The following is an 18,723-nucleotide window of genomic DNA, read 5'->3' on the forward strand; positions in this document are numbered from 1 at the left end:
TATGAAAATAGAAAGCCTCACCCTCTATAAAGTCCCACCAAGATGGCTCTTCCTGAAGATCCGCACGGACGAAGGGCTGGAGGGCTGGGGAGAACCAATCGTAGAAGGAAAGGCTGACACTGTTGCAGCAGCCATCAGTGAGATGGCTGATTACATTGTGGGCCAGCCAGCGAACCACATAGAGGATATATGGCAGGCAGTATATAGAGGGGGTTTCTACAGGGGTGGACCAATACTCACCAGCGCGCTCTCCGGAATAGAGCAGGCTTTATGGGATTTAAAGGGCAAGTCTTTGGGTGTACCCATATATGAACTATTGGGTGGCCCTGTGAGAGATCGTATGAAGGTTTACTCCTGGGTTCACGGAGATACTCCCCAACAGCTGGCAGAATCAGTACTATCACGCGTTAATGCAGGCTATCAGGCCATCAAGATGGGTGTTCCAGGACCAAATACCTGGATAGACACTCCCCAAAAGCTGGATCTAATAATAGAGTCCGTCGCCCTAGTCAGGGAGGCAGTAGGTAACGATATAGCTATAGGAGTAGACTTCCACGGAAGAATACACAAAGGTATGGCAAGAAGCCTCGTGAGGGAACTTGAGCCATTCAAGCTTATGTTTATCGAGGAGCCTTTCCCTCCCGGGCACGAGGACTCATTAAGAGACTTGAGAGCTATCACTGGTATTCCAATCGCACTTGGAGAACGCCTGTACACTAGATGGGGTTTCAAGGAAATCATCTCCAAAGGATTGGCTGACGTTATACAGCCGGACTTAAGCCATGCTGGAGGTATCTTGGAAGTTAAGAAGATAGCTGCTATGGCAGAGGCTTATGATATCGCACTTGCTCCCCATTGCCCACTAGGCCCAATAGCTCTTGCTGCATCTCTACAAGTGGATTTTTGTACTCCGAATGCACTCATACAAGAGCAAAGCCTAGAGATACACTACCATAAGGAGTCAGAGCTGCTCTCTTACCTGGCCAATCCTGAGGTATTCAATTTCTCAGATGGATATGTATTACTGCCACTTGACCCTGGACTGGGAATAACAATTGACGAGGAGAAGGTTAGGAACGCTTCTCAAATTGGCCATAACTGGCGCAGTCCAATATGGAGAAACGTGGATGGGTCGATAGCGGAGTGGTGAGGGAACATCCTCACCACTCCTTCGATACTAGTAAGCTCGTGCGAAGTACACTTTTACTTGTGCCTTGTTTCCACATCTAATACAAGTACCAGGATCTTCGGGCTGGGCCAAAGGCACCACTCTGATAGTTGCACGAGTCTCCTCTTTGACCGCAGCCTCACACTCATCACTACCACACCATCCTGCGTAGATGAACCCTCTCTTGTTATCAAGAACCTCCAACATTTGAGCAACACTCTCACACTCAAACGTGTGTTCGTCTCTGAACTGCTTGGCGCGGTCGAACAGAGACTGCTGTATATCAGCTAAGGTTTGCTGCAGCCTTACAACAAGGTCGTTCAGAGGTACCTGAGATTTATCCCTATTGTCTCTACGCACAAGCACAACAGCGCTATTGGCAACATCTCTTGGACCAACCTCAAGCCTTACTGGCACCCCCTTGAGCTCCCATTCATTAAATTTCCAACCAGGAGTCTTCTCCTCACTCAGATCTATGTGCAGTCGGAAAGAATCTCCTAGAACTTCCTTTATCCTATCTATGTGCTCCAAGACCTTCTGTTTGTCTTCTTCGCTTCTCCATATAGGAACTACTACCACCTGAATTGGGGCAACTTTAGGAGGTATTATCAAACCCGAATCATCACCATGAACCATTATTATTCCACCTATGGTGCGAGTAGAGAGCCCCCAACTAGTGGTATACCCATACTTGCGCTCGCCATCCTTATCTAGAAATGTTATGTCAAAAGCCTTAGCAAAATGATCGGCAAAGTCGTGACTAGTAGCAGACTGGAGCGCCCTACCATCTCCCATAAGTGCCTCTACGGTATAGGTCTCAGCGGCACCCGGGAACCTCTCAGAAGGAGTCTTGCGACCAGGGATAACCGGTATTGCTAGATCTTCCTCAAGGAACGACCTGTAGACCTCAAGCATAAGCAAAGTACGTTCTGTGGCTTCCTCGGCCGAAGCGTGTAGAGTATGACCTTCTTGCCATAGGAACTCAGCTGTACGCAGGAACAGCCTAGTATGTAGCTCCCAGCGCACCACACTATTCCATTGGTTGATCAATATCGGCAGGTCCCTATAGCTCTGCACCCACTTGGAATACATCTGCATTATTATCGCCTCAGAAGTAGGGCGTACCGCTAATCTCTCCTCAAGCTCTTCGTTCCCCCCATGTGTCACCCATGCTACTTGAGGATTAAAGCCTTCAACGTGCTCTGCTTCCTTTCTGAGTAAACTCTCAGGAATAAGCAGAGGGAAGTAGGCATTGACTACCCCTGTCGCCTTGAACCTTGCGTCCAATAATTTCTGTATGTTTTCCCATATAGCGTATCCATAAGGTCTATAGACCATCATTCCCCTGACCGGGCTGTAATCAGCAAGCTGAGCCCCAAGCACAACGTCGTTGTACCATGCAGCAAAATCCTCGCTCCTCTTCGTTATCTTCTGCACATATTCAGAGCTAGTGCTTGACATTATCCACCTCCAGATAAATTTTTCTTAGCAGGTCGTAATAAAAAACCCGCCCTTCGAAGCGCAAGACTTCGAGGACGGGTTCTATAACTTCCCGCGGTACCACCTCGATTGGAGCTTGAAACTCCCACCTCAGTGACCAGCAAACGCTGATCAGCCCTTTAACGGGGGCAGCGTACTGCCTTATCGTCCATAAGACGCTTCGACAGAGGCTCCGGGGTGGGTTCAGCACAGCCTACTGTCCGGTTCTCACCATGTTCCGGATCTCTGTATTTCTCAGCTGGTGCCTACTATTCCCCTTCAGCGCCTTGTCTATATATTAGTTTTCTGACGTAAGGAGATTAGCAGTTTACCAGATCTATAGTCAAATAATCCTACGAAGCCAAAGATAGTCGCCTGGATCTCTTAGCCAAATCTATGAGTTCATCAGCACTTTGCAGGGATCTATCTGTCACAGGCATACCACCAAGCATGGCTGCTAACTCATGTCTGATGCCCTCCCTGTCGAGCTTATCAACTCTTGTCGTTGTTAGGTTGTCCTGAATAACCTTAGTTATCTTGAAGTGTGTATCTGCGTAAGCAGCTACCTGTGCTAAATGGGTTATGGCTATCACCTGGTGATTACTTGCCAGTCCGGTTAGCTTTTCACCAACTATCCTACCACTACGACCACCAATGCCAACATCCACCTCGTCAAATACCAATGTGGGAGTGGTGTCTGCCGCAGACAATACAGTCCTTATCGCCAGCATAATACGAGATATCTCTCCTCCAGACGCAACCTTAGCAATAGGTTTGAGCGGTTCCCCCGGATTAGGCGATACCAACAACTCTATGTCGTCAGCACCAGTTTGATCTATGCCTACCTCTGTCCCATCTATGGAGATTGAATAGTCAGAAGGTTGCTTATAACCAACTTTTATCTCGATCTGGGCATTGGTCATCAGCAGATCGTTTAGCTCTTGCTCTATCTTTCTACCTAAATCCTTGGCAGCTTTTGATCTTATAGAAGATAAATCTTTGGCCTTCTGTGCCAATTGCTGCCGAAGATTCTCAAGCTGGGTTTCCAGCTTCCTTATCTTTTCGTCGCTGTTCTCGATATCAGAAAGCTCAGCCTCAGCATTGTCCCGATACTGGAGTATCTCCTCAATAGTAGCCCCATACTTTCGTTTTAGCTTGTTTATAAGATCCAGGCGTTCTTCAACCACCTCGAGCATGCCGGGATCAAACTCTATGGAATCTCTATATCTACGAATACTAAGCGAGGCTTCTTCAACAGCAACAACCGCCTCAGATATCATGTCCAAATTAGAGGACAAGGAGTTGTCAAGGCGTACCAATTCTTCAAGAAGACTCTGAGCTTGCTGAAGCTGATCTATCGCACTTGTACTAGAGGAGTACAAGGACTGATAGGCATTGTCAGCTAGTTGAGCTAGCTTTTCAGCGTTAGCTAGCAAGTTCCTTCGTTTTAGTAGTTCTTCATCTTCACCAGGCTGTAGATCAGCCGAGCTGATCTCTTCAATCTGATAACGCAGCATATCGGCACGGCGTTCTGCCTCACGTTGACCGGAAACCAGAGCATCCAATTCAGATTGCACTTGCCTGATTTCGTTATACAGCTGGCTCACCTCAGAGCGTAGATCGATAGCGCCTGCGTAGTGATCGAGCATATCCCTTTGGGCGGAAGGTCGCAAGAGAACTAGATGTTCTGATTGACCAGTAATATCCACTAGATTCTCGCCCAGTTGCCTTAGAAGAGTTACGGGAACAAGGGAGCCGTTGATCCTTGCAGACGATCTACCACTCGAGCTAATCTCCCGAGTAATAATGAGCTCCTCTGAGGGATCAAGCCCATTAGACTCCAGAAGTTCACTTACTTCCCTAAGTACACCCCCCTCCAACACGAACATAGCCTGAATAAGGGAGGAAGAGGCTCCAGTACGCACCATATCAGGAGACGCTCGACCACCCAACACAAGGTCAAGAGCATCAATTATTATGCTTTTCCCAGCACCTGTCTCCCCTGTGAAGGCGTTGAAGCCAGGACTAAAGCTGATGTTTATCTCCGAAATGATTGCAAAATCTCTGATATGGAGCTCAGCCAGCACCTAAGAGTTCCCCACAAACTTGGTCTAAGAAATCCTAACAAGTTAAATATTATGTCGCAATAAAAAAGGTCGAGCTACTAAAGCTCGACCTAAAAGAAAAAGGGATCACCGGAGATGATGACTAAGCTAGCCTTCCTCCGGTGATGCCCTTACTACCTGATGTGTCCATGGGCATCACCTCCTTTACCCTAAACGGAAAACCTAAGGTTTTCTTAACTACTGGCAGCATATCAGGGGTTGAGTCCCATGTCAAGCAGATTCGCCAATTAGAATACCCAGAAATCTCTTGCATACCTACGAGCAACAGGTTGAGCAAGTAGTATTACCGCAACAAAAACTAGATAATACAGCACCAGAGACTTAGGTCCAACAATGAGCCTAAGTTCGCTAGCAGCAGATATTTCACTTATGGAGTTTGCTATATATACGATTGCCAGTACGAATTTGCCAGTTAACCACCCAATGGCACTTCCTAAGGACGCCGATAACACTCCTAACACAACCGTTAGGACGGTAAGTATCATTTCCAGAGGAATAAGAGGTGCTACCAAGACATTCGCCAGTATAGCCAAGTGTGAGACCTTACCGAAATAGAAGATCAGTAATGGCATAGTGCTAGCCTGAGCTACAAAGGAGATGCTAACTGTTTCCCGAAGTAATTCTGGAAGACGAGCCATGGCCCTGGCCACCGATGGGTACAACCATATTATGCCAGCCGTAGCCAACACTGAGAGCTGCATGCCTATATCGTAGATCGAGAAAGGTTGCAGGGCAGAGATAAGCAAAAGAGCAAAGCACAAGGACCTCCCGGAATCATTCTGACGGCCGATCCACCTACCCCAAAGGGATGTGACAGCCATCACGGAGGCTCTAACCACCGGGGAGGACATGCCCGATAAACCCATATATATTGGGACAAGAATAAATGCAAGGCACATCGAGCCTCTTATGCCTATTAAGGGCCGAAGGAAAGCTATAACTATCAACACCAATATGGTTACATTGAAACCAGAAGCAACCAGTATGTGTGAAAGCCCAGACTCACGAAAGTCCCTTTCAATATCTTCGGGAACGTTGCCGGCATTACCTAAAATCATGCTCTCAGCTACGGAAGAATAAGGATAGCCTACATAAGACCTAATTAGGGAAGACGTATTATTGCGAACCTTCGCCATAACAGATTGGAGATTCCCCTTATCTCTACTTACTACCTTGATGGACTTAGCAAATATCACCCCATGAGCACCTTTGCTCAAGGAGTATCTGAAAAGGAAACCATCCAGCTGATAGAAAGGCACTGAGCTGCCACTGATGTACAAGTGATCTCCCGGGGTCAGGTTTGTAATACTCCCCACTAACAGCCAGGTACCACTATGAGGGCTACTTAAGCTCACAAGTGCAGAATTAGAAACTTTATCCAATACCTTTCCACTGTACTCGGAGAATGGAGTATCATTGTTTGCCCAGTCAGCTCTAGAATAGTAGATCTCAGATCTTAGAACGCCTAACAGGGATGCAAGCATGGTTACTGCCAGGCAAAAATAAACTTTATTCCTAGTACGCCAAACAAAGGCCATAAGCATAGCTAAACATAGAGATATAGGTAGATAGTCCAGTTTGAAGAAGGTACCGAATACAAGACCTAATAACCACGCAAAGACGAAGACGTATATCACCTGAATACGACCATGCTCTTAATGTTCTCCAGTGTCGAAGGGCCTATACCCGGCACGTCGAGAAGATCTTCAAGGCTATTGAATGGTCCATGCTTTTGCCTAAACTCTATGATCGCAGCTGCCTTACTTGGGCCAATGCCTGGTAGCTCTTCCAGCTGTTCCTTAGTAGCTGTATTGATATTTATAGGTGCTACTTGTGGTTCTTGGGCAGCAGAACCACTGGAATGAGTTGGATTAAGTGCTGACTGTCCATTATTACTACCCAACTTGGAACCAGGAGCCTTGAAAGGTACTATAACCTGCATCTCGTCACGTAGTATCTGAGCTAAATTTACGCTCATAGTATCGGCTCTCGTTGTAAAACCACCTGCCATCTTCACTACGTCCACAACTCTGCTTCTAGCGGGCAAGGTGTAGACTCCAGGTTTACTTACAGCTCCTAGTATGTGCACCGTCACAGTAGATGGAGTAGGGGGCAAAGTTGGTTGGGTAATCACGTTAGCAACTTTCTCCGGTTTGGGCTTTGCCAACATGACGAGCAGCACCATAGAAACCGAGATTATAAGAACAGATATATGGTCGGTAATCCGCGAGAATCTATTAGATTGATCGGACAAGAACCAACCTCATATAAGTTGTTTTGAATAGACCCCTTATGAGTACATAAAGACAGTATGGATATCTGCCAACGAGGGGAACAGCACCTAACGGCTAATTATATTCCTACCATGCTAAAGATGGTATTCAAATTTCCAATAAAAGTAATATTAAGATCCTACCCCGCCTGTACTATAAGATTTGATTTACTCTATTTCCAAGGATTATGATGCTGAAGAGCGATTGCAATTGCAATCGCGTGCATAGACACATCATCTCTATGCTATAATCAGCAGTATATTTCGGAAATTACCGAAATATGATCTATTGGAGAAGTAGGACATGGAATACGTAATAGAAACAAACAATCTAACCAAGATCTACAACAACAAGATCAAGGCTGTCGAGAACCTCAACTTGAGGGTAAGAGCGGGTGAAATATATGGATTCTTAGGTCCTAACGGTGCCGGCAAGACAACTACCCTAAAGATGTTATTGGGACTCATCAAACCTACATCAGGTAGTGCCCGCATATTAGGAAAGGTACCGGGAACACCTGATTCCTTATCCTTACTAGGTTCACTAGTGGAATCGCCGGCTTTCTATCCATATCTATCAGGACGGGACAACCTTCGCGTTATCGCAGACTATAGTGGCGCTCCTAGATCACGAATTGATGAAGTCCTAGACATAGTAGGGCTGAAGGATAGAGCTAATGACAAATTTAAGGGCTACTCCCTAGGAATGAAGCAGCGATTAGGTGTAGCCGCTACGTTGCTCAAGGATCCGCAAATCCTTATACTCGACGAGCCTACGAATGGCCTTGATCCCAAAGGTATGGCAGAGATGAGGGAGCTAATACGCAACCTGGGTCAAGGTAACCGCACCGTACTGCTATCAAGCCACCTATTGAATGAGGTGGAACAGATATGTGACAGAGTAGGTGTTATCCAGCAAGGACGGCTTATAGCCGAGGGAACCATTTCTGAACTAAAGGGCTCTGGAGCTCTGCTCGTCCGAGCCACCCCATCCGATTTGGCCCTTAGTATGCTAAGGAGCTTGGACTACGTAGAAAAGATAGAAGAGAGAGATGGCGCATTACTCATCTCTACCGACCCCAGCATGGCAGCCGAAATCAATAGGCTTCTTGTACAGTCGGGAGTGGCAGTAAGCGAGCTGCATCCCACTAGTCAAAGCCTTGAAGAAGTCTTCCTGAACCTAACGGAAGTTAACGAAGAACAGGTAGTTTAGGAGAAATGCAAAATGATAGGGTCATTTAGAGCAGAGCTCATTAAGCTTTATAAGAGACCGGCTATATGGATACTGGCTCTTGTAACAGTAGTAAGCACACTTTTCTGGCTGTTAATTTACTGGATAATAAAGATTACCCCTCAGGAAGCACAAACCACCCAGAGCGATGCGACTTTTACCCAATTGGTTTCTCCTGGGAATACGCTTGGGTTAGCTCTGACCTCCATCTCTGGCTTTGGGGGAGCGATCGCCCTCATCTTGGGAGCAATGACGGTAGGTGGCGAATACGGATGGAATACCTGGAAGACTGTGTTAACGCAGAAACCCACAAGATCACAAGTCTTCCTTGGTAAGCTGCTAGGTGCAGCATCAGTCGTAGCCGTATATACACTCATCTCTATAGCTACTGCTTACCTGGACACATTCATCGTAATGCAGATAGAGGGAATCAAAGCCGACTGGCCATCTATAGCTGAGCTTATAAGAGCAATAGGGGCAGGATTGCTAATCATGGGAGCCTGGACATCAATAGGCATTTTCCTTGCAACCCTCTTCAGAGGAACAGCCCTGGCCGTAGGACTTGGACTAATCTACTCACTTGCACTCGAGACAATAATGCAGCTTGTAGCTCAATCAGTTTCACAGGTAAGGGAATTCGTCAAGATACTTATCGGTATCAACGCCAGCCAAGTCAGCTCAACATTTGGGCAACAGCTTGGAGATAATTCAGTCCCAGGATCTGTACTTTCTGTTAGCACAGATAGAGCTGTTATCACACTTATCTTATATGTGGTGATACTGGGCGGTCTTTCTGTGATACTATTCCGCCGACAGGAGCAAACTTAGACTTCTGTAAGGAGCGGAAAAGTGGCAGATATAGTTGTCGTAGGAGCTGGCACGATGGGGCGAGGTATCGCCCAAGTTTTTGCTCAAGCAGGAGACAAAGTATATCTAGTAGAGGTGGACCCGAGGCAACTATCACTTGGATTAGAGACGATCTCGGAGAATCTAGAAAAATCGGTACAAAAGGGTAGGATAACTCCGGAGCAAAAGCAAAGCGTGCTCTCCAATATAGTTGCCTTACCAGACATCCGACAAGTACCTTCAGCTGATCTGCTAATTGAAGCTATCTACGAGAACGTAGAGGCCAAGCTTGAGCTTTTTAGCTTAGCTGACGAACTTTTCCCATCCGATACCATATTTGCATCAAACACCTCTTCAATATCGATAACGCGACTGGCAGCTTCTACCAGTAGAGAAGACAGATTTATAGGCATGCATTTTTTTAATCCAGTGCCTGTAATGAAGTTGGTAGAAGTAGTAAGAGGACTAAAGACCAGCGATGAAACGTGCCAAAAGATCATAGATGAAGCACGTAGACTAGGGAAGGAACCAGTAGTAGTGAGGGACTTTCCAGGCTTCGTGTCAAATAGAGTGTTGATGCCTATGATCAACGAAGCTATATTTGCCCTTTATGAAGGAGTGGCTTCGAGAGATGATATAGATAAGGTCATGAAGCTTGGGATGAACCACCCCATGGGTCCGCTAGAGCTAGCAGACTTCATAGGGTTAGATGTTTGCCTCTATATACTTGATGTCCTCTATGAAGGGTTCAGAGACCCCAAATACAGGCCTTGTCCACTGCTCAGACAGATGGTTGCTGCTGGTAAGCTTGGTAGAAAAACAGGTAGTGGCTTCTATGACTATCTGTAGATAGAGATCACCATTCCCTAAGTCTGGACTTATTCCCCTTTTAGGTGTAAATAACCCTATGTAAAGTGCTCTCTAGTGAGCAGAAAGGGGATGAGGGGACATGAAGGTGGAAGATGGTAGCACTTACCCAGTAGATGACTTGCAGCATCAAGCGGACTTAGAGGAAGCATATAAGCACTGGCTTGAGAAAACCCTCCCGGAGTCAATTAGAAGAATACCTGAGCGCAAAGAACACTTTACATCCCTTTCAGGTATCCCAATCAAGACCATTTACACACCTTTAGACACCAAAGATATCCCTTATAACCAGGCATTAGGGCTGCCGGGTGAGTTCCCTTACACGCGTGGTATACATCCCACAATGTACAGGTCCAAGCTCTGGACTATGAGAATGTTTGCAGGCTATGGTACAGCCGAGGAGACTAATCGCAGATTCCACTATCTGCTAAGGAATGGGCAGACAGGACTATCTATAGCGTTCGATTTACCTACTCTGTACGGCTATGATACCGATCATCCGCTGGCTGAAGGGGAATTTGGGAAATGTGGAGTAGCTGTATCATCCAGGCGTGATATGGAGATTCTCCTACAAGGATTGCCCCTGGATAAAGTAAGTGTCTCCATGACTATCAATGGGCCGGCAGCTATAATCTGGGCCATGTTTATAGCCGCTGCAGAACGCTTTGGTTACCACAGATCTCAGCTAAGAGGGACTTTGCAAAACGATATACTCAAGGAGTACATAGCTCAAAAAGAGTTCATTTTCCCTCCAGAGCCTTCGATGCGACTTGTTACAGACACTATAGAATTTGGCATGAAAGAGATGCCCCAATGGAACACAATCAGCATCAGTGGCTACCACATAAGGGAAGCAGGCTCTACTGCGATCCAAGAACTAGCATTCACTCTAAGCGATGGCTTCACCTATGTAGAACATGCTCTGGCAAGAGGGCTGAAGATTGATGATTTTGCCCCGAGACTATCCTTTTTCTTCAACTCACATAATGATCTATTCGAGGAAATAGCGAAGTTCAGATCTGCCCGTAGGATATGGGCTTATGAACTTAGGGATAGATACGGTGCCAAAGATCCTAGGTCTTGGAGGTTGAGATTTCATGCCCAGACGGCAGGATGCTCTCTTACAGCCCAGCAACCCGAAAACAACATAGTACGTACCACGCTACAAGCCCTCGCAGCGGTACTGGGCGGAGCACAGAGCATACACACCAATTCCCTAGATGAAGCCCTCACGCTACCATCCGAACTAGCTGCAAAGATAGCCTTGAGAACCCAACAGATCATCGCGGAAGAGAGCGGCGTGACCAACACTGTAGATCCCCTTGGAGGTAGCTATTTCTTGGAAACGCTTACTAATGAGATCGAATCCTCAGCACGAGAGTACATACAGAAGATAAGAGACATGGGAGGAATGATCGAGGCTATAAAGGTAGGGTTCCCGCAGCGAGAAATAGCCGAGAGCGCTTATCGTTATAACCAGGAATTGGAATCTGGAGAACGAAGGATAGTAGGGGTAAACGCGTACCAGGATGATGACTACAGCTGGCAACCACCTATCCTGGAAATAGACCCCAGGGGGGAGCAACTACAAAGAGAAAGGCTGAAGGAGATCAGGAGTAGCAGAGACAAGAAGGCGTGGCAAGAATCGCTCGATAGACTAAGGAAAGCAGCTAAGACGGGCGAAAATCTAATGCCTCCATTGATCGATGCAGCTAATGCAGATGCTACTCTAGGGGAGATAACTGATGTGCTTAGGGATGTGTTCGGGACTTACAGCGAACAGGTAATAATATGAGATCGTCTGTCAAAGGGACGAGCTTTACAAAAAAGAAAACAATCTCTATAACTAGAGATTGTAGAGCTAAGGACCAAGTTTTCTGAGCTACTACAAATCAGGCAAAAGTTAAGATAAAGGGTGGAGGAGTAAAAAGATTGAGCGAAGCAGCAACTTCCTTTGCCTATCAGGAATTACCGTCACAGGAACATCGTATTAGGGTACTTGTGGCCAAGCCTGGACTTGACGGTCATGATAGAGGGGCGAAGGTCATAGCTCGAGCCCTAAGAGATGCAGGTATGGAAGTGATCTACACCGGACTAAGGCAGACCCCTGAAATGATAGTTGAAGCTGCTATCCAGGAAGATGTAGATGTTATCGGACTTTCTATACTATCGGGTGCGCACATGACCCTGTTTCCTCGTATCATGGAACTACTGAAAGAAAACGGCTTAGAAGATGTATTAGTAGTTGCAGGTGGAATAATTCCAGCCGAAGACGTACCTAAACTTCGCGAAATGGGCATAAAGGGAATCTTCGGCCCAGGTAGTAGTTTGAGGGAGATAGTTGAATTCATCAGAGCAAACGTCAACACGAACCGTAGACACATCGCTAGCTGATCGAGTGCTCAAAGGCGACAGACTTGCAGTAGCTCGTCTGATCTCCATGATCGAGGATGATGCTCCTCAGGCCAGAGCTATCCTTAGCGCTATATATCCCCATACAGGTAGGGCGCATATCGTTGGTATAACTGGGCCTGCGGGCTCTGGGAAGAGCACCATTACTCAGGAGCTGATAAGAGAGTACAGAAAGCGAGGGCTCACCGTAGGAGTAGTAGCTATTGACCCATCCAGCTCTATAACCGGCGGAGCTATCCTGGGAGATCGAATCCGAATGCTGAGGATGCAGTCCGACCCTGGAGTATTCATAAGATCCATGGCTACAAGAGGCAATCTAGGTGGACTAACCAAATCCACCAGGGATGTTGTGCGCGTCTTGGATGCCTCTGGCAAGGATGTCGTCATTATAGAAACTGTAGGGGTCGGACAGGACGAAGTGGACATCGCCAAGACGGCACAGACGATAGTCCTCGTGAACATGCCCGGAATGGGGGACGATGTCCAAACAATCAAGGCAGGTATCCTGGAGATAGCGGACATACTAGTAATAAATAAAGCAGATATGCCAGGGGTAGAGGAGCTGGCAAATAACTTAAGGCAGATGCTTTCGCTATCAAAGCCATCACCCGGGGGATGGAAGGTACCCATCAAGAAAACGATAGCGACGACTGGAGAAGGTATATCTGAGTTAGTTGATGAGATTCAGAAGCATAAGGAGTACCTATACAACAGCGGTGAGATAGCGAACAGAGCCAAGTCTTCGATAGAATCCGAGATGATTTTACTGCTTCAGGAAGCAGTTAGAAACTATGGACTGATAGCTCTCCAATATCCTGAAGTAAGAGACCTAATAGCTAAGGTGGTAAATAGGGAACTTGAGCCTAGGGCAGCAGCGTCTACGCTTTTGAACTTTATATGCTCAAAACTTAGCTCCAGATCTTGATGATACCAAGTGACAGTTGGCTATCCCAGTAGCTACAGCAGATATGCGGATACTCACAGGGGTGTAGGATACAGAAGGGCGATCATCCTTTGCCTCTTCATCTTGGCGTTCCTGGTAATCTGTCTGATGCAGTTTAATATACCTTATGACTTTATTGAGCCTTGGGCCGGCCGTGATAGATTACCATACTACTCTATAGAGATCTCACGTATCTACCGAAGTAGCCTGCCCATACCTCCAATCGACTTTGGCTCTATGTGGGAGTTCTGGCCATTATTTGAGAGCCTGCATATAGCCCTATGGTCTTTATATGTTCTATCTCTGATTTTTGTAGCAAGCAGAATAAACAGAATCTGGCTCTGGATTTCGATAGTATTACTGGTACTTGCTGCCACCATTACGCCACCGCTATTCTCTACCGATGTCTTTTACTACGGTATAAGTGGGGAATCACTTGCACTACATGGACTTAACCCATATTTGACGGTCCCAGCAGATCTACCTAACAGCCCATTACTGCCCTTCAACTATTGGATAGATCTGAAGGCCGTATATGGACCTCTATGGACTAGTCTGTCGGCGTTAGTAATTCTCATCACTGGCAACTCACCATTCTCAGCAAGTATGGGATTTAAGCTTTTAGGAGGGCTTTCAGTCCTAGCCATCGCATACCTTATTTGGCAGCTTCTCAGAAACAGCGAGAGCAGAATATTTGCGACAGCCTTGTTTGCATGGAATCCATTGGTCCTGTTTGAGGGTCCTGCTAATGCTCACTTAGATGCATTTGTAGGATTGCTTGTGGTCCTAGGTTTGTTTGCAATCTATAAGCATAAAAGCTGCCTAACCGGGTGGATATTACTGGTGGCATCTTTTCTGACCAAATTCACAACTGCACCTCTATTGATGATCAATTTTGTATCGCAAATCAAGATGGAGATCTCCAGAAATAGGCTAAAGAGAATCTTCCTCCTTACAGGGGCATTCATCTTCTTGGTTGCAGTAACATATTTGCCATACTGGCAGGGGAAAGCCTTTCCAGCTTTCCTAGATAGACAGAGGCTATTCGTAACAGGATTCGTGCCTCTATTAGTCAGGGATCAGGTGCTTAGGTATACAGCCCCCTTCTATGATTTTGATAAGGCCTACTATTTCAGCGCATTGGCTTCAGAGGTAGGCGTACTGTTACTTATATTGTGGGTATTGTTGCAGTCCTTTGTCATTTACAGGGACAGGAAAACATGTTTGGAGAAAGAAGCATTCGCCTGGGGAAGCACAATGTCCCTTCTTCCAATGCTGTTTCTTACAGCTTACCCTTGGTACCTCATTCCAGGATTTGCCTTGCTGGCTATATCCTGGAATGAAAAGTACCGAAAGTACATAGCTTTACTATACGCAGTAGGAAGCTTTTGGTGGCTGTGGTGGACTATACTAATGCCGATTTAGGAAGCTAGAGCTTCAACTAGCTCCTGGGCATGCACGTCCGGTTTGACGTTCTTGAATACTTTCTGTACTTTGCCTTCTTCATCTATTAGGAAAGTTGTGCGAAGAACACCTGTAAATTCTCGGCCATACATCTTTTTAGTGCCCCAGACACCGTACATCTCCGCCACCTTGTGGTCTGTATCTGCCAAGAGGGTAAACGGCAGATTGTACTTTTCCTTGAACTTCTTATGGCTCTCTACAGAGTCTGGGCTAACGCCAAGCACAACAGCACCTGAAGCTTCAAAGTTAGGGAAGCTATCTCTTATACCACAAGCTTCAGTTGTACAACCCGGAGTATCATCCTTAGGATAGAAATACAGTATAACCTTGCGCCCTCTAAACTGACTCAGACTAACTTGGTTACCATTCTCATCCGGCAACGTAAAGTCAGGTGCAACATTACCTTCACTTACCATTGCTAGAATTTGCCCTCCTTGCTTTAGAAACTTGTCTAGCTATCATTCCTGCGACGGCGCCTCCACCAATTCCGTTATCTATGTTGACCACTGATAGTCCAGGAGCACAGGTCTGAAGCATAGATAGTAGTGCCCCCCATCCCTGTCCACCAGCTCCATATCCGGTAGATGTGGGAATACCCACTACAGGAACATCTACCAGTCCCGAGACAACAGAGGGTAGAGCGCCATCCATACCAGCTACAACTATAATAACATCTACTCCTTGACCTAACATCTCACGCAAAGGAGGGAATAACCTATGTATACCTGCGACACCGACGTCTCTAGCCTCTATAATTTTGCATCCCATGTGTCGAACTACTAACTGAGCTTCCTCAGCTATAGGCCAATCAGACGAGCCAGCTGTGATTATCCCCACTGTAGCATCTAATACCGGCAGGGGAATATTGGGGTCTTCAACAGCTACTGACCAATTACCAATAACATGGTATCTAGGGTTGTATCGTGCAATTATCTCCCCTCTGATCTCAGGTGATGGCCTGCTGACTATGACTCTACCCGAATGGCTAAGAAGCTCCTCCATACTCCTAAATATCACCTCAAGATTCTTACCAGGAGCATATATAACCTCGGGCACGCCCTTACGCGATTGACGATGCAGATCAACTCGAGCAAGTTGACCTGCATGCTCATCACGATCGGTACTTAAACTAGCAATAAGATCAGCGAATGGATCCATATATCAGCCCGCTGCCTCCACAGCTTGTGATGTCTCTAAGACTAGTTTCTCTCGTCTTTTCTCAAGGTATCGATAAATAAGCGAGACAATTGTGAAAGAGACTACTGCATAAGCGATGCCTGCGAGAGTGTCTATAACGTAGTGATCTCCTATGTATACGATACTGAACCACAGGCCAAAGCAGTACAGGAGAGCTATAGGTGCAAATTTCCTCCAATGGAACAAACTAAATACGAACACCAGCGTGGGATAGGCAGCATGTAAAGAAGGCATAGCAGCTACATAATTGGGGTTACCGTGCTTGATCAGCATAGATAAGGACATACCACCAAAGTGAAGCTGACTCAGTACTATATCCCTAATCAGATAGATTTTCTGAGGAATAGTTCCCCAATAGGATGCCAACCAAGGAGGCACAGCTGGAAATAGCATGTAGGTCAAGAATCCCGCAAAAGAAAGGAACAATAGGGAATTGACAAACTTCCAATACAGGCCTCTTCTATTTACCCAAAGCATGAACGCATACAGAATGGGGAGCACAAAATGAAAGGCCCAGAAGGTAGTTGCCATTATATCGTACCAGTGGATCTTTCCAGGCACATAGAGATGCTCTTGCAGCACTACAGTGGGAATATGACCAAAACCTATAAACCTCTCAGCTCTTACAAGGCTTTCATTGTGCGCCTTGAATCCCACATTATCTGCATAACCAGCCAACATCTGCCAGGCCAGAAAGAGCACAACAAAGGGCACCCAGTCACGAAGGAAAGTACGCCCTCCGCCTATAATTATCCCACCTATGAGCATAAAGAGAAGCACAGTATCTAGTCTGAGAAACCCTCCAGCCTTGAAGGTAAAGGCCGAGACAACCAACATATATATAGTCATCGCTATTAGATAGCCCTTATTGGACAACCTACCTATGGGCTCACCAATTCTCCCACCTGAAGTTCGTTCAGACAAAACCAACCTCCTGTCTCTCTAGTTTTACCTAGTCTAGCTAGAGGCTAAAAATTAGGTTGACGTTAGCCAATCTAACAAAAACCTTCAACTGATTTTAATACTCTTATTGTACTTGTCTTGTTCCTAGAAGGGTAATCATAAAACTCCGGATTCTTGGCACGGCAACCACTGCGATAGCAGGACCTAGCAGAATTATGGACCTGAAATAGTAAAGCCAGGGAGCGGCCGGGAGAGGTGGATCGGGCCAACCCATCCAAAACAGAAATCCTCCAAGGGTCAATGCAATACCGAGGGATGACTCTAGATCCCTGTTATAGACCGCAATAACGGCGATTAGGAGCAAGAAATACCATGGCCATATCCAAGAAAGCGTCAGGCAATAACCAAACCAAAGCCAGATCCAAGACCACTGCAAACTTCTCTTCTTGGCAGTTAGAAAGAGCATACAAAAGAAGAAGACAGCAAATATTGAGTTCCTTATTATGTCAAATAAAGCATCCAAGGCAGGCGGCGGGAAATAATCCTTCATAATGGGCATCAATATAAGTTCCCACAATGAATTCAAGTATCTTTGGGCTGCGGGATTATTCAGAGAATTGGTGAACAAGGCTGTACCCGCCCATAATGGGGCATACAATATCAAGCCAGAAACAAGAGCGACTCCAATTCCCTTGATCAATGCTAGGAGCCTTTCCCTTTTGCTTTCTAAACCCATTAACCATACGAGCAGCAAAGACGGAAGGAGAACAATCGTCGTAAGCTTGACCATGCTCCCTGCTACTAGAAAGAAAACAGCGAACAGCCATCTCTTGCGTAGCGCCGAAAGCAAGGCAAGAGATACAAACAGAGCTACCATTACATCGTTATGACCACTGCCCACAGTTTCATGCAGTACGAGTGGATTCCAACCATAAAATACGGCAGCCCAGCCAGCATGTTCGGGTGTGATCGACCTTGCACATAACCAGACCACCACCGTAGTTAGTACGTGCAAGATAAGGACGGCTATCTTATAAGAGAATATATTTGACCACAACCCATCTCCCCCGAAAGCGCTTAAAGCCCCCGAAAGCATCAACCAGACCGGACCATAAGCTGATGGCAGCCATTTCCAGTAGATCCAGTAGAGCTGAAAGTCTCCTGGGTAGTTATTAGGAGGAACTATCAGAGGGTTATCTCCGTACTTGGCTATTATCCTACCGTAGAACATATATAGGTAGAGATCTCCGGAGAACATTCCGGGCAACAATAGCAAAGGTATACTCAAACCCAAAGCACCCAAAAGTATCCACAGGAGTTTCAGGTCCCTATTAGAAGTCTTGAGAACCCATAATATTCGAAGCCATGATCCAACCAAGAGCACGATTATCACAGCAAAAAGCAATTCGTGAAATCCCGCCTGGGCACTCCTCCAGGTAGCAGTGTCAAAGCTTGAAGGAGTAAGTAAGTCTGAGAAAGCTCTTAGCCATCCCCACATCTGCAATGTAAGAGTTTGAGTAAGGCGGAAACTCTTTGCTCTAAGCAAGAGAAATAAGGCCACGTAAAGTAAGAAAGATGAGAAATATAGAAAGATAATGGAGCGTGTAATCGCAAGAGCCCCAAGTTTCGCATATATACGTTCTTTAGGGTTAGCAATCAATTCAGAAGTTGAAGCCATAAAGCCAGAAACATCCAAGTTTTATATCAGCATTCTGATGATAATATCCATCAAAAGTAATAAGTGTCAAACAGCATCAAAAGATCCAACCTTGTTGGGTCCTCAGTAGTCCTACTGGTATCAAATAGAGCAGAGAT

The 18,723-nt window shown here is 46.1% G+C and carries 16 protein-coding genes and 1 other annotated feature; of the genes, 8 read left to right on the forward strand and 8 right to left on the reverse strand.

Features of this window, described 5'->3' with window-relative positions; translation table 11 throughout:
• Window position 1: 1 nt before the first annotated feature.
• A complete protein-coding gene (dgoD, locus tag TTER_RS08460) occupies window positions 2–1,150 on the forward strand; it encodes a galactonate dehydratase (RefSeq protein WP_012875604.1) in 1,149 nt (382 codons plus the stop codon).
• 27 nt (window positions 1,151–1,177) lie between these two features.
• Here the strand turns inward: dgoD and proS are convergent, their stop codons facing one another.
• The 4 genes from proS to TTER_RS08480 all read right to left on the reverse strand — a co-directional run bounded on the left by proS (window position 1,178) and on the right by TTER_RS08480 (window position 7,027).
• Entirely contained in the window at window positions 1,178–2,629 is a 1,452-nt protein-coding gene (gene proS, locus TTER_RS08465) for a proline--tRNA ligase (RefSeq protein ID WP_012875605.1), read from the reverse strand.
• Window positions 2,630–2,696: 67 nt separating this feature from the next.
• Window positions 2,697–2,939: a binding site (T-box leader), on the reverse strand.
• A 61-nt stretch (window positions 2,940–3,000) separates the two neighbouring features.
• Window positions 3,001–4,734 (reverse strand): DNA repair protein RecN, encoded by a 1,734-nt coding sequence (gene recN, locus TTER_RS08470; RefSeq protein ID WP_012875606.1) that lies wholly within the window; start codon window positions 4,732–4,734, stop codon window positions 3,001–3,003.
• A gap of 266 nt (window positions 4,735–5,000) precedes the next feature.
• Entirely contained in the window at window positions 5,001–6,410 is a 1,410-nt protein-coding gene (locus TTER_RS08475) for a ComEC/Rec2 family competence protein (protein WP_012875607.1), read from the reverse strand.
• On the reverse strand, window positions 6,407–7,027 hold the full coding sequence (locus TTER_RS08480; protein ID WP_012875608.1) for a helix-hairpin-helix domain-containing protein: 621 nt from the start codon (window positions 7,025–7,027) through the stop codon (window positions 6,407–6,409). The genes TTER_RS08475 and TTER_RS08480 overlap by 4 nt, the downstream gene beginning before the upstream one ends.
• A 322-nt stretch (window positions 7,028–7,349) precedes the next feature.
• On the opposite strand from TTER_RS08480, the gene TTER_RS08485 reads away from it, so the two are divergent.
• The 7 genes from TTER_RS08485 to TTER_RS08515 all read left to right on the forward strand — a co-directional run bounded on the left by TTER_RS08485 (window position 7,350) and on the right by TTER_RS08515 (window position 14,769).
• Complete coding sequence (locus TTER_RS08485; protein WP_012875609.1) at window positions 7,350–8,258, forward strand: ABC transporter ATP-binding protein; 909 nt, start codon at window positions 7,350–7,352, stop codon at window positions 8,256–8,258.
• Window positions 8,259–8,270: 12 nt separating this feature from the next.
• Window positions 8,271–9,104 (forward strand): ABC transporter permease, encoded by an 834-nt coding sequence (locus TTER_RS08490; protein WP_012875610.1) that lies wholly within the window; start codon window positions 8,271–8,273, stop codon window positions 9,102–9,104.
• Between the two features lie 21 nt (window positions 9,105–9,125).
• Entirely contained in the window at window positions 9,126–9,971 is an 846-nt protein-coding gene (locus TTER_RS08495) for a 3-hydroxyacyl-CoA dehydrogenase family protein (RefSeq protein ID WP_012875611.1), read from the forward strand.
• Between the two features lie 100 nt (window positions 9,972–10,071).
• A complete protein-coding gene (locus TTER_RS08500; protein ID WP_012875612.1) occupies window positions 10,072–11,784 on the forward strand; it encodes an acyl-CoA mutase large subunit family protein in 1,713 nt (570 codons plus the stop codon).
• A gap of 137 nt (window positions 11,785–11,921) precedes the next feature.
• Entirely contained in the window at window positions 11,922–12,383 is a 462-nt protein-coding gene (locus tag TTER_RS08505) for a cobalamin B12-binding domain-containing protein (RefSeq protein WP_012875613.1), read from the forward strand.
• Complete coding sequence (gene meaB, locus TTER_RS08510; protein WP_049822995.1) at window positions 12,331–13,326, forward strand: methylmalonyl Co-A mutase-associated GTPase MeaB; 996 nt, start codon at window positions 12,331–12,333, stop codon at window positions 13,324–13,326. The genes TTER_RS08505 and meaB overlap by 53 nt, the downstream gene beginning before the upstream one ends.
• Before the next feature lie 255 nt (window positions 13,327–13,581).
• Complete coding sequence (locus tag TTER_RS08515) at window positions 13,582–14,769, forward strand: MptA/MptB family glycosyltransferase (protein ID WP_169302656.1); 1,188 nt, start codon at window positions 13,582–13,584, stop codon at window positions 14,767–14,769.
• On the opposite strand, the gene bcp is transcribed toward TTER_RS08515, so the two are convergent.
• The 4 genes from bcp to TTER_RS08535 form a co-directional block, all read right to left on the reverse strand.
• Window positions 14,766–15,224 (reverse strand): thioredoxin-dependent thiol peroxidase, encoded by a 459-nt coding sequence (gene bcp / locus TTER_RS08520; RefSeq protein ID WP_012875616.1) that lies wholly within the window; start codon window positions 15,222–15,224, stop codon window positions 14,766–14,768. The two genes, TTER_RS08515 and bcp, sit on opposite strands and share 4 nt — an antisense overlap.
• On the reverse strand, window positions 15,214–15,966 hold the full coding sequence (larB, locus tag TTER_RS08525) for a nickel pincer cofactor biosynthesis protein LarB (protein WP_012875617.1): 753 nt from the start codon (window positions 15,964–15,966) through the stop codon (window positions 15,214–15,216). The genes bcp and larB overlap by 11 nt, the downstream gene beginning before the upstream one ends.
• Window positions 15,967–15,969: 3 nt before the next feature.
• Window positions 15,970–16,929 carry a phosphatase PAP2 family protein gene (locus TTER_RS08530; RefSeq protein WP_012875618.1) on the reverse strand — a complete coding sequence of 320 codons (960 nt, stop codon included), beginning with the start codon at window positions 16,927–16,929 and terminating at the stop codon, window positions 15,970–15,972.
• 103 nt (window positions 16,930–17,032) lie between these two features.
• Window positions 17,033–18,586 carry an MptA/MptB family glycosyltransferase gene (locus TTER_RS08535; RefSeq protein ID WP_012875619.1) on the reverse strand — a complete coding sequence of 518 codons (1,554 nt, stop codon included), beginning with the start codon at window positions 18,584–18,586 and terminating at the stop codon, window positions 17,033–17,035.
• Between the last annotated feature and the right edge of the window lie 137 nt (window positions 18,587–18,723).

The organism is Thermobaculum terrenum ATCC BAA-798 (genome assembly GCF_000025005.1).
GTDB lineage: Bacteria > Chloroflexota > Chloroflexia > Thermobaculales > Thermobaculaceae > Thermobaculum > Thermobaculum terrenum.